This window comes from Streptomyces sp. NPDC003247 (assembly GCF_042888135.1).
Classification (GTDB): Bacteria; Actinomycetota; Actinomycetes; order Streptomycetales; family Streptomycetaceae; genus Streptomyces.
In genome coordinates this window covers 38,109-53,159 of sequence record NZ_JBIAPF010000018.1, presented here as the reverse complement: position 1 = coordinate 53,159, position 15,051 = coordinate 38,109, and the positions used below count along the sequence as shown (strand labels likewise).

Here is a 15,051-nt window from a genome sequence, read left to right as displayed (position 1 = left end):
TAGATTGCTATGAGGTTCCGAGGAGTGACGGCCGGAACGCAGTGGCAATAGCGCACGAGCGAGGCCGTCCTGGGGTTGACACGGGTTCGGTTCTTGCGATGCTGGACCACGCAACGGGGTGACAAGCAATGCGCCGCAAGGTCTTTGCGGCGGGCGGGCGTGACGAACAGGAACGCCACACAGCTCACGGAGATCCGATGACGCAGGAAAACTCTGTCGCCGTAGTCGGGTTGAGTTGCCGATTCCCCGGTGCTCACAACGTCGAGGAGTACTGGAGAAACCTTTGCGCGGGCATCGACAGCATCAGCCACTTCGATCGGTCCGCACTCGACGCGTCGGGACTCGACGCCGCGCTCGTCACGGATCCCAGGTTCGTTCCGGCGCGCGGAGTGGTGCCCGACGGTGAACTGTTCGACCGGGAGTTCTTCGGATACAGCGCCGCCGAGGCGGCGACGATGGACCCGCAGCACCGCGTTTTCCTGGAGTGCGCCGCACAGGCCCTGGACGACGCGGGCATCGACCCCGACCGGTCGGGGACGTGGACCGGCCTGTTCGCGGGCGGTGACCACACGCCCGCCCCGCCGGCCGGCTCCGTCGACACCGCCACGGCCACTCAGCGTCTGATCGGGCGCGAGAAGGACTTCCTGGCCACCCGGGCCGCGTACAAACTCGACCTGCGCGGCCCGGCGATCACCGTGCAGACCGCCTGCTCGACCGGGCTGGTAGCGGTCCACCAGGCGTGCCAGGCGCTGCTCGGCCACGAGTGCGACGTGGCTCTCGCCGGAGCCGCCGCGCTCCACCTGCCGCAGGTCGGCGGCCATCTCCACCAGGAGGGGTCGATCCTCTCCGCGGACGGCCGCTGCCGCGCCTTCGATGCCGACGCCTCCGGCACCGTCAACAGCGGCGGGGTGGGCGTCGTCGTGCTGAAACGTCTCACCGACGCGCTGGAGAACGGCGACCGGATCGTCGCCGTGATCCGGGGATCGGCGGTGAACAACGACGGCCGGGAGAAGGTCGGCTACACGGCGCCCTCGGTGGCGGGGCAGCGGGACGTGATCAGGATGGCGCTGGCCCGGGCGGGCGTCTCCTCCGACGAGATCGGCTATGTGGAGGCGCACGGCACCGGCACCCCCGTCGGGGACCCGGTCGAGGCGGCCGCGCTGACCGCGGCGTTCGCCGCCGAGAGCGAGGGCTCCCGGACCGGTCCCTGCCTGCTCGGCACCGTGAAGGCCAACATCGGCCACACGGGCGCCGCGGCGGGCATCGCCGGCCTGATCAAGACCTCGCTCATGCTGCACCACCGCGTCTTCGTCCCGACCCCGCACTTCTCCCGCCCCAACCCGGCCCTGGACCTCGACGCGTCACCGTTCCGGGTCAGCACCGAGTACCGTCCCTGGGAGCAGGCCGGTTCACGGCTCGCCGGCGTCAGCTCCTTCGGCATCGGCGGCACCAACGCCCACCTCGTCCTGGAGGAACCGCCCCGCACCGAGCCGGGCGATCCCGATGAGGCGGACGAGCAGGCCGAGGCGGACGGGGCACACGCACTCTGCCTGTCCGCCGCCACCCCGGAGGCGCTGCACACGCTGCGCACCCGGCTGGCCGACCGGTTCGGCGCGGCCGACGCGCCCCGGCCGGCGGACGCGGCACGGACCCTGGCCGCGCGCCGGCGCTTCCCGTACCGCCTGTCGGTCGTCGCCCGGAACGCCGCCGAGGCCGCCGCGCTGCTGCGGGACACCGACCGGACCGCCCGGGCCGCGGAAGCTCCCCGGGTGGCCTTCCTCTTCCCCGGACAGGGCGCCCTGCAAGCCGGTCACGGACAGGCCGCCCACGCACTGCTCCCGGTGTTCCGCGAGGTCTTCGAGACCTGCCGGGCCCACCTCCGCGCCCGCCACGACATCGACCTGGCACCGGCGCTGGACCCCGGCACCTCCCCCGACTGGTTCCTCGACACCCGCCACCAGCAACTCGGCCTGTTCGTGTACGGCTACGCGCTGGCCCGGCAGCTGTCCGCCTGGGGCGTCACCCCCGAGTCCTCGCTGGGACACAGCGTCGGCGAGTACGCGGCCGCCGCGGTCGCCGGTGGCTGGGACCGGCAGGACGCACTGGACCTCGTCCATGCGCGCGCGACCGCGATGCACCGGGCGCCCTCCGGCCGGATGCTCGTGGTGCGAGCACCGCTCGACGAGGTGACGCCGCTGCTGGACGACAGCGTGTCGCTCGCCACCGTGGGGTCCGGCTACGTCGTCGTGTCCGGCCCGGCGGAACGGATCGAGGCGCTCGCCGCCGACCGGCAGGCCGCCGGCACCGCGACCCGGCTCCTGCCGACCGCGCACGCCTTCCACTCCCCGCTGATGGCGACCGCCGCCGACGAACTGCGGAAGGCCGTGGCCACCGTGCCGGGGAAGACGCCGCACCAGGCGTGGATCTCCGGACTCACCGGCGAGCGGACGGCCCCCGGGCAGGCGCGGGACCCCGACTACTGGGCCCGGCAGCTCACGGGCACCATCCGGCTGGACCTCGGGATGCGCACGCTCGCCGAGGGCGGCGCGCCGGTCCTGGTGGAGCTGGGTCCCGGGGACTCGCTGACCCGGGAGGCGATCCGCCGGTCGGCGGACCTCGTCGCCGTCCCGCTCCTGGGCCGCTCCCCGGCCGATGAGCGCAGGAACCTGCTCGCCGGTCTCGCGCGGCTGTGGGAGGAGGGGGTGAGCGTGGACTGGGAGTCCCTGGCGCCCGTCCGCGCCGGACGGATCTGCTCCCTGCCGCCCCATCCGCTGGCCCGTACCGCCGTGCCGGCCCCGCCCCGTCCGCCGGCGGCCGCGCCGGTCACGGCCCCGTCCTCCCCGTACCGCACCGAGCAGGCCGTCGCCCCGGTGTGGACGCAGGCCGGTGCCGCCCGTCCCGACGCCTACGACGTGCTGCTCGCCGGAGACCCCGCCGGGCTCGGCGCGGCCCTGTCCGGTCACGGGGTCACCGCGGTCGCCTGGCGGCCCGGTGCCCTCGCGGCGGCGGCCGGTGACTTCGCGGTCCGGGCCGGGCGCCGCCCCCTGGTGATCGCCGTTCCGCCGGAGCGGGAAGCGCCGCCCGGTCCGGACGCGCCGGGCGTCGCCCCGGTGCTCGCCGAAGCGGTCGAGACCGCCGGGCGGCTCGGCGCCCCCCTGTTCGTCGCGGGCCGCGGGCTGACCGACGTCCTGGCCGCCGCCCCGGCGGCCGCCGCCCCCGACTGGGGCGCCTGGGCCGCGCACCACTTACGGACCGGACGGTCCGTCGCCCTGCTCGACCTCGGTGACGGCGCCGCACCGACCCGGCTGCCCGCCCCCGGGGCCGACGCGCACGCCTGGCGCGGCGGGACCTGGTGGGATCTCCGACCGAGGCCCGTAGAGCTCTCCGCCTCCACGGCGGACGGCGCACCCCCGTCCTGGACCGTGGTCGGCGACGGCCACCCGCGCGCCGCCGCGCTGGCCGCCGATCTCGCCGAGCACGGCCTGCCGGTACGGGAGTACGTCGAGGCCGCGCCGCTGCCCGATCTCACCGCTGCGGTGCACGCCGCCGTGGACGGTGTGGCCTGGACCAGCCGGACCACGCCGCTCACCCGGCGGACCGAGCTGAGCCGGACGCTGGACCTGTACTGCGCCGGGCTGACCGGGCAGCAGATCGTGGCGATGACCGGCCTCACGGACGGACGGCGGATCACGGACCGGGAGCTGCGCCGCCGCGTCGATCCGGACCGGCGCCTGCCCGCCCTGACCGACTTCTGCCTGCGCGTACTGGAGCAGGAGGGCTGGCTGTCACGCGACGGCGACCACTGGCAGGCCGCCGACACGCTCACCTCCTCGCTGGCCGCCGCGCTGGCCGTCGAGTCCGAGCTGGACGACCTGCCGGGCCTGAAGCGGATGCTGCGCCATGTCACCGCCGCCTACCCCGACGTCTTCGCCGGTCGCCGCACCCCCGTATCGGTCCTCTACCCCGACGCCGACACCGGGTTCCTCGACGACTGCCTGCGCGACAACCGGATTCCGCTGGACGACTGCGCCGCCGCGCTGGAGGCCCTGCGCGACGTCGTGCGCACCGCGACCGCCGGAGCCCAGGAGACCGGCCGGACGCTGCGCGTCCTGGAGATCGGCGCGGGAGCCGGCCGGCTCACCTGGCCCCTGCTGACCGAGTGGCCCGGCCGGCGGGGCATCGAGTACCACATCACCGACGTCAGTCCGCTGATCGTGCGGCGTGCCGAGGCGCACGCTGCCGAACTCGGTCTGACCGACCTGAGGTTCTCCACCTACGACATCGGAACGGACCCGGTCGGCCAGCAACTGGTGCGGGGCAGCTACGACCTGGTGCTCGGGTACAACGTCGTCCACGTGGCCGAGTCGGTTCCCACCGCGCTGAAACGGCTCGCGGGGCTGCTGCGGCCCGGCGGCCGGCTGGGCCTGGTCGAGGTCACGGAGATCGCCCGCTGGTCCCATGTCATGTGGGGCCTGGCCCCGGGATGGTGGGACTTCGGGGACGAACTGCGCACCGACTCCATCCACCTCGACGCGCCCACCTGGCTGCGGGCGATCGACGACGCCGGATTCACCGACGTCCGGGCGGTGGACGCCAGTCTCGCCAGTGACCACGTGGTGGTGTTCGCGGCCGGCCCCGGACCCCGACAGCCGCCGAGCGACGGCGGGTTGCTCTACCTGCCCCGGACCGGCCCGGACTCCGCGGACCGGTGGCGGGAGGTGCGCGAGCGGCAGCCCGGCCGCGCCCCCGCCTGGGTGGTGACCGAGGACCCCGACTCCTGGCAGGGCGAGCGGCTGCGCCGCGGACTGGATCCCGCGTCGGACAGCCACACCTGGGGGCACCTGGAGGTCCCCCGCGTCGATCCCGGCCGGCTGGCGCGTCTGCTCGCCCTGGACCCGCCGCCCGGACGCCTGCGACTGCCGGACGGCCCACCCGCACCCGAGGCGGACCCGACGGCCCCGGTTCCGGACGCCGGATCCGCGGCGCCGGAGCCGGCCACGCAGGTCACGCCGGCCGCACCGACCACACCGTCCCCGGCCGAACCGTCCGGCACGGCCGGCGCGGACGGCCTCGCGACGGACCTGGCCGCCCTGTGGTGCGAGGTGCTGGGCACCCCGGCGGTGGGCGACGACGCCGACTTCCACGGGCTCGGCGGAGACTCGCTGATGCTCGTGCAGCTCAGCGGACTGATCGCCAGCCGTCTGGGACACCACGTGCCCGTCACGTCACTGCCGCACGACCTCACCTTCGCCGCCCTGGTCGGTACCGTCCGGCAACTCGTCCCCGCCGTGGAGCAGACCCGCGCCCCCGACGCCACGGCACCGGCGCCGCTTCCCGACCCCACGCCCGCCCACCTGCCCGACCACCTCACCCTGCTCCGCGCGGCCGACTCGGGCCGCCCGCTGTTCCTGGCGGCACCGGCCACGGGCAGCGCCCTCTGCTACCGGCTGCTCGCCGAGCATCTCGACGGCAGCCGGCCGGTCTACGGCCTGGACGCGCCCGGCCTCAACGACCACCGCCGTCCGCTGGCCCGCCTCGAGGACATCGCCGCGCACCACGTCACCGTGTTGCGGCAGGTCCAGCGCAACGGGCCGTACCTGCTGGGCGGCTGGTCGTACGGAGCGATGGTCGCCCACGAGATGACCCGTCTGCTGGAGACGATGGGGGAGTCGGTGGAGCTTGTCGTGGGCATCGACGGCTTCCTGCCCGCCACCGGTGGCCTGCCGGTCGGCGCCCTGCCGCACTGGCTGGTGCCCAGCCTGCACCTCCAGTGGGAGGCCCGCTTCCGCGGCGCCCGCTCCCGGCGCCCGGTGCCGGAACGGCCCGAGGGCGAGCCGGCCCGGGTGCGGGAGCTGGCCGGGCTGCGCCTCACCGCCGGTGTGCCGGACTACGTACGGCTGCACAACACCAGCATCAGCGCCCTGCTGCGGCACCGCCCCCGGCCGGTCCGCGCACCGATGCTGCTGCTCAAGGCCGGCACCGACCAGGACCGGCGTACCAAGCTCGGCCGGCGCATCGCCCCGCTGTACGGCGCCGGGGTGACCGTGCGCCCCCTGCCGGGCGACCACCACAGCATCCTGGGCAGCCGGCACGTACCCGCGCTCGCCGCCGCGATCGACCAGGCCCTGGCGACGCCGGCGGACCCCGACCGCCGCTGACGCACTCCGACCGCCGCTGACGCACTCCCCCCACCCCGATTGGCTTGCCCATGGTGCAACGACGTCCTGCCCAGCCACGCAACTTCTCCTCCGACCCCGACCGCCCCAGCTTCCTGGAGGAGCTGTACCAGGGCCGCTTCCGCTGGGACCTGGTCCACCCCTTCGCCGAGCAGGACCCGGCCGACCGCGCGGCCGGGGACCGGGCCGTCGCCGGACTGGGGGCCTTCCTGCGCGAACACGTCGACCCGGCCGAGGTGGAGGCGTCGCGGCGGCTGCCCGAGAGCCTGTACCCGCTGCTGCGGTCCCGGGGCTACCTGAGCCTGCAACTCGACCCGTCGCTCGGCGGCCTGGGCCTGTCGCACTTCAACGTGTTCCGGGTGGTGCAGGCCGCCGCGAGCCACTGCTTCCCGGTCGCCCTCGTGATGGGCATCGAGAACTCGGTCGGCGCACCCGCCTTCTGGCCGGTGGTGCCGGACGGGCCGCTGAAGGACCTGCTGCACCGGCACCAGAAGCTCGGCGGCCTGTCCGGCACCGCGGACACCGAACCCGGCGGCGCCGCCAACCAGCACCGGGCCACCACCGCCGTGCCGGTCGACGGCGGTGCGGCGTACGTCCTCGACGGCCACAAGGTCTTCGTGGGGCACGCGCCCCTCGGCACGCTGTTCAGCGTGACCGCGACCGTCCGGGAGAACGGCACCGCCACCAACCAGGTCTTCTTCGTGGAGGCCGACACCCCGGGCTTCTCGCGCGGGCCGTGGCACGAGTTCTCCGGCATCCACGGCTTCCCCAACGGCTGGATCACCTTGGACAAGGTCCGGGTGCCCGCCTCGCACCAGCTCCTGGAGGAGGGGAACGGGCAGGCCCGCCTGACCCCCGCCGTCTCACGGCTCGTCACCCGGGGCCGGCTGCACATGATCGTCGCGCCGTCGCTGGCCGTGGCGAAGCTGTGCTGCCGGTGGTCCCGGGAGTTCGTCAACCGCCGAGTGGTGGACGGGCGCCCGCTCGGGGAGTACGAGGAGATCCGGCGCAGGCTCGCCGACTCGCTCGCGGAGACCTTCGCCGTGGAGAGCGTCGCCCGCGCCGCCCTGCTCAACGAGGACCAGGACCTGGGACGCAACACGGCCTTCGAACAGAACGTCGCGAAGAACATCGCCTCCGTCGTCGCCGGCCGCGTGGCCGACCGGACCCTCTCCCTCACGGCGGCGGAGGGCTACGAGACGGCGGCGAGCAAGAAGCGCCGCGGGGCACCGGCGCTGCCGGTGGAGCAGGCCGTCCGCGACGTGCGCAACATGCGGATCTCCGGCGGCGTCGACTTCATGATCGACTACTGGCTCGCGGGCCGCAACATCCTGTCGTACTACTACCCCGAGCCCGACGAACCCGAGGCCCCGGCCGCCCCGGACGCGGGCCTCCTGGACGCCGACCTGACCGACCGCAACCGCGCCCATCTCGCGGCGGTCGTCGAGGAGACCCACCGGTTCGGGCTGACCTGCCGGGAGCTGGCCCGCCGCCATCCGGACCGGTCCGCGCTCGCCGCCCGCCAGCGCGTGCTGGTCCTGCTCTCCCGGATCTCCGCCGAACTCTTCACCATGGCCGTCGTCCTGGCGCGCGCCTCCGGCCTGACCCGGACCGCCGCGCCGGCGGCCGAGGACGGCCAGCGCCTGGCCGACCTGTACTGCGAGGCGGCCCGGCACCGTGTGGCCGGGCACCTGCGGCGGCTGCGGGACGCCGCCTCCGACGACGACAGCGCCGACTACGCCGGGCAGAGCACGAGCTGGCTCACCGCCACCGGGCCCCACCCGCTCTCCGAGGACCTGGTCTGACGAGGGAGCGGCGTCACCCGCCGTGCTGACACCTACTCGACGAAGGAGCAGTTGCCATGACGGTCCCCGACCGCACCACCCAGGGCCGCCCGTCCGGCGCCCCGGAGCCGGACGAGGAGGTGGTGGTCCCGGCCTCGGCGTTCCAGCAGCGGATCTGGCTCGCGGAACGGATGGACGCCGCCGCCACGTACAACGTGCCGCTGGCCTGGCGGGTGACCGGCCCGCCGCTCGACGCCGACACCCTGCGCCGTGCCCTCGCGCTGCTGGTGGCACGGTTCGAGATCCTGCGCACCCGGTTCGAGGAGCGGGACGGCACCCTGCGGCAGCGGATCGGCGGGCCCTGGAGCCCCCGGGTGGACCGGGTCGACCTGCGCGGGGACGGCGCCCCGCAGGACGCGCTGCACGCGTGGCTCGGCCGGGCCGCCGACGAACCGTTCGACCCGGCGTCGGGCCGGCTGCTGACCGCCGCGCTGCTGGAGACGGGCGGCCCCGACGGACAGGTGCTCTTCGTCCGCCTGCACCACCTGGTGTGGGACGGCGAGTCCGCCCAGATCTTCCTGCGGGAGCTGGCCGACTGCTACGCGCAGGCGTCCGGCGGCGGCCCGAAGCCCGGCCACCGCCCCCTCCCGGCGGTGGCCGGTCCGCGCGGCGGACACGCACAGTACCGGGACTTCGTCGCCGCGCAGGACGGCGGCGACACCGGGCAGCGGGCCGCCGAGCTGGCGTACTGGACCGACCACCTCGCCGGGGCGCCCGCCCACCTGGACCTCTCGCCCTCCGGGCCGGACCCCGAGGGCAACGGCACCGTGACCGTTCCCCTCCCCGCGGGCCTGGCCGCCCGGCTGCGCCGCGTCCAGCAGGACCAGGTCTGCACCCTGTACCAGCTCGCGGCGACGGCCCTGGCCGCCGTCCTGCACCGCTGGACCGGCCGGGACGACGTCGTCTTCGGCGCCCCGCTCGCGCAGCGCGACGACCCGCGCTTCGCGGGGCTGATCGGGCCGTGCCTCAACACGGTGGTGCTGCGCTCGCGCCCCGCCGCCGACGCGACGCTGCGAGACCTGCTCGTCAGCCTGCGCGGTGAGGTCCTCGACGCGTACCAACACAGCGGCGTCCCCTTCGAGAAGGTGGTGGAGCGACTGAACCCACCGCGCCGCTCCGGCCGCATCCCGTACGCCGACGTGACCCTGAGCCTGGAGACCGTCCCCGCCGAGCCGCCCCGGCTGGGCGGGAGCACGCTGGTCAGACTGCCGCTGTCCTCGCAGGACGCCGACTACCGGGCCAAGTTCGGACTGACCGTGGTGCTGACGCTCTCCGGCGACACCTTCGAAGCGGCCTTCTCCTACCGCGGCGACCACGCCCACCGGGCCGACGTCGCCCAGCTGGCGGCGCTGTACGGGCGACTGCTGGCCCGGCTCCCGGAGACCCTCGGCAGCCGCCTCGACACCCTCGACCTCGTGGCGGACGACGCCGCGGAGCTCGCCCGCCTGGACGCCTGGGAGAACGGCGGCGAGGCCGGCCCGGCGACCACCGTCCCGGAACTGCTCGGCCGATGGGTCCGGCGGACGCCCGACGCCCCGGCCGTGGACACCGCGCGAGGCGTCCTCACCTACGCCGGACTGCACCGGCGCGCCCTGGCCCTCGCCGCGCGCCTGCGGCCGCTGTGCCCGGCCGACGACCCGGTGGTGGCCGTGCTCCTGCGCCGGGGCGAGGACCTGGTCGTCGCGATGCTCGCCGCCTGGTACGCGGGCGCCGCCTTCTGCCCTCTCGACCCGGACGTCCCGGCGGCCCGGGTGGGCGAGCTGCTCGACGACCTGGGCGCCTGCGCGGTGATCGCCGACGGCCCCTCCGGCGCCGCGCACCCCGCCGCGGCCGGTCTCCCGGTCCTGGATGTGCCGGGTGCGGTGGATGGCCGGGCGGTCCTGGATGTGCCGGGTGCGGTGGATGGCCGGGCGGTCCTGGACGTGCCGGGTGCGGTGGACGGCCGGGCGGTCCCGGACGTGCCGGGTGCCGTGGACGGCTGCCCGGTCCTGGACGTGCCGGGTGCGGTGGACGGCCGGGCGGTCCCGGACGTGCCGGGTGTCGTGGACGGCTGCCCGGTCCTGGACGTGCCGGGTGCCGTGGACGGCCGGGCGGTCCCGGACGTCGTGCCGGGTGCCGTGCAAGGCCGGGCGGTCCCGGACGTCGTGTCGGATGCCGTGGACGGCCGGCCGGTCCAGGACGTCGTGTCGGATGCCGTCGGCGGCCGGCCGGGGCAGGACCGGCCGGCGACGGGGCCGGACGCCGTCGGCCCGCACCTGGCCTCGCCGCAGGCGGCGGCGTACATCGTCTACACCTCCGGCACGACGGGCAGGCCGAAGGGCGTCGTCGTCCGCCACCGCGGCCTGGCCCAGCTCGCCTCCTGGGGACGGGAGTCGTTCGGCCTGGGACCCGGAGACCGGACCGGGCAGCTCCTGGGAGTCGCCTTCGACGCCACCCAGTGGGACGTGTGGTCCGCCCTCGCCTCCGGCGGCTGCGTCGTCCCCCACGAGGGAGCACCGGCCGCCGACGACCTCGCGGACTGGCTCACCCGGCGGCGGATCTCCGTCGTCCTGCTCGCCACACCGCTCGCGGAAGCACTGTGGGCGTCCGGGGCGGCACTGCCGCGGCTCCGCCAGCTGCTCGTCGGCGCCGCCGCCCTGACGAGGACGCCGCCCGCCGGCACTCCGTACCGCATACGCAACGCCTACGGTCCCACCGAGTCGACCGTGATCGCGCTCACCCACGACCTCTCCGGCGGTGCCACCGGGCCGGTGAACACCATCGGACGGCCCATCGCCGGAACCCGGGCCGAGATCCTGGACCCGGCGGGGCAGCGCTGCCCCGCCGGAGTGCCCGGCGAGATCTTCCTGCAGGGCGCGGGCGTCGCGGCCGGCTACTGGCGGCGGCCGGAGCTGACGGCGGAGCGCTTCCACGGCCGCGCCGGCCCGGTCTACCGCACCGGGGACCGAGGCCGGTGGCTGTTGGACGGCACCGTCGAGTACCTGGGCCGGGCGGACCGGCAGCTGAAGATCCGGGGACACCGGATCGAACCGGGCGAGATCGAGGCGGCGCTGCTGCGGCACCCCGCGGTGTCCTCCGCCCTCGTGCACGGCGACCCGGGCCGCACGCCCGGCCTGGTGGCCTACCTCGTCGCCGCGTCACCGGCGGCGCAGCGGCCCGACCGCACCGAACTGCTGGACGACCTGCGGTCCCGGCTGCCCGCCCCCTCGGTCCCCGAGGCGTACGTATGGCTGGACCGGCTGCCCCTGAACGCCAGCGGGAAGGTCGACACCGCGCGGCTGCCGCGGCCGCGCCGCGAGGACCTGCCGGTGGCCGCCGAGCGGACCGCCCCGCGCGACGACACGGAACGGCGGATCACAGCCGCCTGGGCCGACGTCCTGGGCCGCGACGAGATCGGCGTGCACGACAACTTCTTCGACCTGGGAGGCAACTCCCTCCTGCTCACCCGGCTGCACACGTCGCTCACCGGGCGCGGGTTCACCGCCCTGACGCTGACCGCGCTCTACGAGCACACCACGGTCGCCGCCCTGGCGCGGTTCCTCACGGCGTCCGAAGCACAGCCCGCCGCACCCGCCGACGGGCTCCGCGACCGCGCGGCGCGGGCTCGCCGGGCGATGGCGAACCGGGGCCCGCGCGGCCGGGCAGGCGTCCGGGGGAGTGACGGCTGATGTCTCCACCGCCCGGCGACGCGTCGCGCCGCGTGCTGCGCACGGTGCTGGCCGCCGAAGTGCTCTCCATGAGCGGCTCGCAGCTCAGCGCCGTGGCCATGCCCTGGTTCGTCCTGGAGAGCACGGGTTCGGCGGCGGACATGGGGGTGGTGATGGCGGCCCAGATGATCGCCGTCGCCCTCTTCGGCGTACTGGGGGCCCCGCTGAGCGGACGCCTCGGCCCCCGCCGTGTGCTGGTGGCGTCCGACCACAGCCGTGCCCTGCTGGTGGCGCTGGTGCCGCTGCTGCACCAGGCCGGTCTGCTGCCGCTGCCGGTGATCATGCTCCTGCTCTTCGCCATCGGCTCCTTCTTCGCCCCCTACACCGCGAGTCAGCAGGCGCTGCTGCCGTTCCTCGCCGGCGAGGACGAGAAACTGCTCAGCCAGGCCAACGCCGACCTCCAGGGCGCGACCCGCCTCGCCGTCCTGATCGGCCCGCCCGTCTCCGGACTGCTCGTGAGCTGGCTCGGTGCGCCGACCGTCCTGCTCCTGGACGCCGGGACCTATCTGGCCTCCGCGCTGATCCTCGGTCTCCGCATCCCGCGCGGCCTCGCCCCGCCGGTCCCCACCGCCCGCCGGAACACCGGGGCCGCGGTGCACGTGCTGCGCCGCGACCGGCTGCTGAGCTGCTGGACCATCGGACAGGTCCTGACCGAAACGGCGTGGCAGGCCCTGTTCGTCCTGCTGCCGGTCCTCGCCCGCGAGCAGTACGGCGGCTCGGCCACCCTGGCCGGTCTGCTGCTCGGCGCCTTCGGCGGCGGAGCGCTCAGCGGCACCCTGCTCGTCGGACGGGCACTGCGACGCCTCTCCCCGACCCGGCTGTCGGTCCTCGGCAGGATCGGCCAGACCGCGGCCTTCTTCGCCCTGCTGCTGCCGCTGAACGCGCCCGGACTCGCCGCCGTCCTGTTCACCGCAGGGCTGCTCAACGGCCTGTCCAACGGCCCCATCGCGGCCGTGCGCACCGCGCGCATCCCGGCCCCGCTGCGGTCGACGGCGCTCACCCTGATCGCCGCCTTCGGGCTGACCGGCGGAAGCGTCGGCCTGGTCACCAGCGGAGCGGCGGCGGAGAGCCTGCCGCTGCACACCGTGTTCGCCCTGCTGACCCTGTGCCAGGTCCTGGCCGCCGCGTGCTTCGTCCTCGGCGCCCGCCGGCCCCGTCGCGGGACAGCGGCGGAAACCCCTCACGAAACCGGCCCGCCCGTTCCCGTACCACCCCGCCCCGACCCTGACCGACGGCCTCCACGCCCCGACTCACCGGACGCATGACGGACGAGAAACGAAGGACGCCGATGACCTCGCTCGCACAGCGCTGCTGCCCGCATCTGGCAGGCGCCCCCGCCACCGACCACGCCCTCGGGCCCGACTTCGTCCAGGACCCCTTCCCCGCCCTCGACCGGCTGCGCACCGAAGGCCCGGTGCACCTGGTCACGCTGCCCAACGGCGCCGAACGCTGGCTCGTCACCCGCCACGACGACGTGATCCAGGCCCTCGAGGACCTCCGGCTGAGCAACGAGCTCGGGCGCGGTCTCCAGCAGAGCCTGCCGCCCGAGCCGCTGCCACCGCGCGCCCAGGTCAGCCTGCGCACCACCCAGCTCCTCGGCCGCGCGATGGCCAACCTCGACCCGCCGGACCACGACCGCCTGCGCAAGCTCATCGTCCGGGGGTTCAGCGCGAAGCGCATCGAGGGACTGCGCGACCGCATCCAGCAGAGCACGGACGAACTGTTCGACGCGCTGGGGGACGTGCCCGAGTTCGACCTGGTCGAAACGGTGGCGAACCGGCTCCCCATCACGGTGATCTGCGAGCTGCTGGGCGTCCCGGCCACCGACACCGGGCTCTTCCGCACCGCCGCCTCCGTGGTCGGCGGCCATATCGCCGACGACGAGGCCGCCCTGCGCGTCGTCGCGGCCCTGGACGCCTTCGACGCCTACGTACGCGAACTGATCGACGCCCGCCGTGTCGCACCGCGGGCCGACCTCATCAGCGACCTCGTCACCGCCGGGACGGACGGCGAAGGCCTGACGGAGGACGAACTCGTCAGCATGATCGGGATCGTCCTCTTCGGCGGCTACGAGCCCTCCGCGCAGCTGATCGGCAACGCCCTGGTCGCGCTGTTGCAGCACCCCGACCAACTCGCCGCCGTACGGGCCGACTTCGGCCTGATCCCGGCCGTGATCGAGGAGACCATGCGGTATGACGGTCCGGTCACGCCGGGACTGAGCCGCTACGCCCTGGAAGACGTCGAGATCGGTGGCACGACCATCCCCAAGGGCTCCTACGTCGTCGTCAGCACCGCCTCCGCCAACCGCGACCCCGAGCACTGGCCGGACCCGGCGACGTTCGACATCGGACGGTCGTTCACGGCGCGTTCGCTGGGCTTCGGCCACGGACTGCACTACTGCGTGGGGGCACGCCTGGCCTCCCTGGAGGTGGAGATCGTGATAGCCACCGCGCTGCGCCGCTACCCCCGTCTGCGGCCGGCCGTCCCGGTGGCGGAGCTGGAGCGCCGGCCGGGTTCGGTGCGCGGCCTGCGCGCGATCCCGTTGCGGGTCGACTGAGCGAAGACGGCCGGAACGCGGGAGCCCTGTCCGGGAGCCGTCGCTTCCCGGACGGACCTCCCGCGTTCCGCTCACCGACCGAGCCCGTCATCCGGTCGGTGAGCCGGAGGCCGAAGCCGCTACGGCGAGACGATGGCCTGCCAGCCGGGCGCCTCGTCCCAGACGTCGCCCGATTCGGTGAGGCATTCCTGGATGTCGACGTACTCGACGGTGCCGGCGTCGAAGGTGAAGGTGAAGGGCGTGTAGCTGGAGTTGTTGCCGTCGGTGTCGGCCACGAACTCGTCGCGCGGGATGACGCTGTCGCTGTACCAGGCGCGGATGTTCAGGCATGCGCCGTGACCGTCCGACAGGGTGTCCCTGACCTGCCCCGTCACGTAGACGCGGCTGCCGCTCACGTACGAGTCACCCCATGCGTGCGAGCCGGCGATGTCGGAGGCGCTGTAGGTGTTCCCCTTCCACGAGCCGACGGGCGTCACCGCCGTCGCCTGGGACACGAAGATGCCGAGGGCGCTGACGGCGGTGATGCCCGCCGTGACCACGCCACGGGTCCATGAACGCATGAGAGTCTCCGGAAGAGTTGGGTGGTGTGCCCGATCGGGCAGCACCAAGGTCGTTGAGACGGTTGGGGCGGGACAAGGGCTGTCGGCTGTCCCGGACAGCGGACGGTTGTCCGGCCTGGTCGGAGGCTTGTCCGGGACGGCCTGTACCCGGTTGCCGTCGGCGTCCGCGGCCTCGCGGATCCGGGCCGGAGAGCCGAACCGATCCGG

At 74.8% G+C, this 15,051-nt stretch carries 6 protein-coding genes; 5 read left to right on the top strand and 1 reads right to left on the bottom strand.

Annotated features, from left to right (window positions below; genetic code table 11):
- Nucleotides 1–128: 128 nt before the first annotated feature.
- Genes ACFYWQ_RS39235 through ACFYWQ_RS39215 form a run of 5 tightly spaced genes read left to right on the top strand, consistent with a single transcriptional unit; the run spans nucleotide 129 to nucleotide 14,284 of the window.
- Entirely contained in the window at nucleotides 129–6,158 is a 6,030-nt protein-coding gene (locus ACFYWQ_RS39235; RefSeq protein ID WP_389524185.1) for a beta-ketoacyl synthase N-terminal-like domain-containing protein, read from the top strand.
- Between the two features lie 50 nt (nucleotides 6,159–6,208).
- Nucleotides 6,209–7,981 (top strand): acyl-CoA dehydrogenase family protein, encoded by a 1,773-nt coding sequence (locus ACFYWQ_RS39230; RefSeq protein WP_389524182.1) that lies wholly within the window; start codon nucleotides 6,209–6,211, stop codon nucleotides 7,979–7,981.
- Nucleotides 7,982–8,037: 56 nt separating this feature from the next.
- Entirely contained in the window at nucleotides 8,038–11,688 is a 3,651-nt protein-coding gene (locus tag ACFYWQ_RS39225; protein ID WP_389524180.1) for an AMP-binding protein, read from the top strand.
- Nucleotides 11,688–12,992: an MFS transporter gene (locus tag ACFYWQ_RS39220; RefSeq protein ID WP_389524177.1), complete on the top strand. Its 1,305-nt coding sequence runs from the start codon at nucleotides 11,688–11,690 to the stop codon at nucleotides 12,990–12,992. The genes ACFYWQ_RS39225 and ACFYWQ_RS39220 overlap by 1 nt, the downstream gene beginning before the upstream one ends.
- Nucleotides 12,993–13,015: 23 nt before the next feature.
- Entirely contained in the window at nucleotides 13,016–14,284 is a 1,269-nt protein-coding gene (locus ACFYWQ_RS39215; RefSeq protein WP_389524174.1) for a cytochrome P450, read from the top strand.
- A gap of 119 nt (nucleotides 14,285–14,403) precedes the next feature.
- Here ACFYWQ_RS39215 and ACFYWQ_RS39210 read toward each other — a convergent pair whose 3' ends face one another.
- Nucleotides 14,404–14,844 carry a hypothetical protein gene (locus ACFYWQ_RS39210; protein ID WP_389524171.1) on the bottom strand — a complete coding sequence of 147 codons (441 nt, stop codon included), beginning with the start codon at nucleotides 14,842–14,844 and terminating at the stop codon, nucleotides 14,404–14,406.
- Nucleotides 14,845–15,051 lie beyond the last annotated feature (207 nt).

Coding starts and splice junctions, on each gene's coding strand:
- ACFYWQ_RS39220 (WP_389524177.1), top strand. CDS start 11,688: ATGTCTCCACCGCCCGGCGACGCGTCGCGCCGCGTGCTGCGCACGGTG.
- ACFYWQ_RS39235 (WP_389524185.1), top strand. CDS start 129: ATGCGCCGCAAGGTCTTTGCGGCGGGCGGGCGTGACGAACAGGAACGC.
- ACFYWQ_RS39225 (WP_389524180.1), top strand. CDS start 8,038: ATGACGGTCCCCGACCGCACCACCCAGGGCCGCCCGTCCGGCGCCCCG.
- ACFYWQ_RS39210 (WP_389524171.1), bottom strand. CDS start 14,844: ATGCGTTCATGGACCCGTGGCGTGGTCACGGCGGGCATCACCGCCGTC.
- ACFYWQ_RS39230 (WP_389524182.1), top strand. CDS start 6,209: ATGGTGCAACGACGTCCTGCCCAGCCACGCAACTTCTCCTCCGACCCC.
- ACFYWQ_RS39215 (WP_389524174.1), top strand. CDS start 13,016: ATGACCTCGCTCGCACAGCGCTGCTGCCCGCATCTGGCAGGCGCCCCC.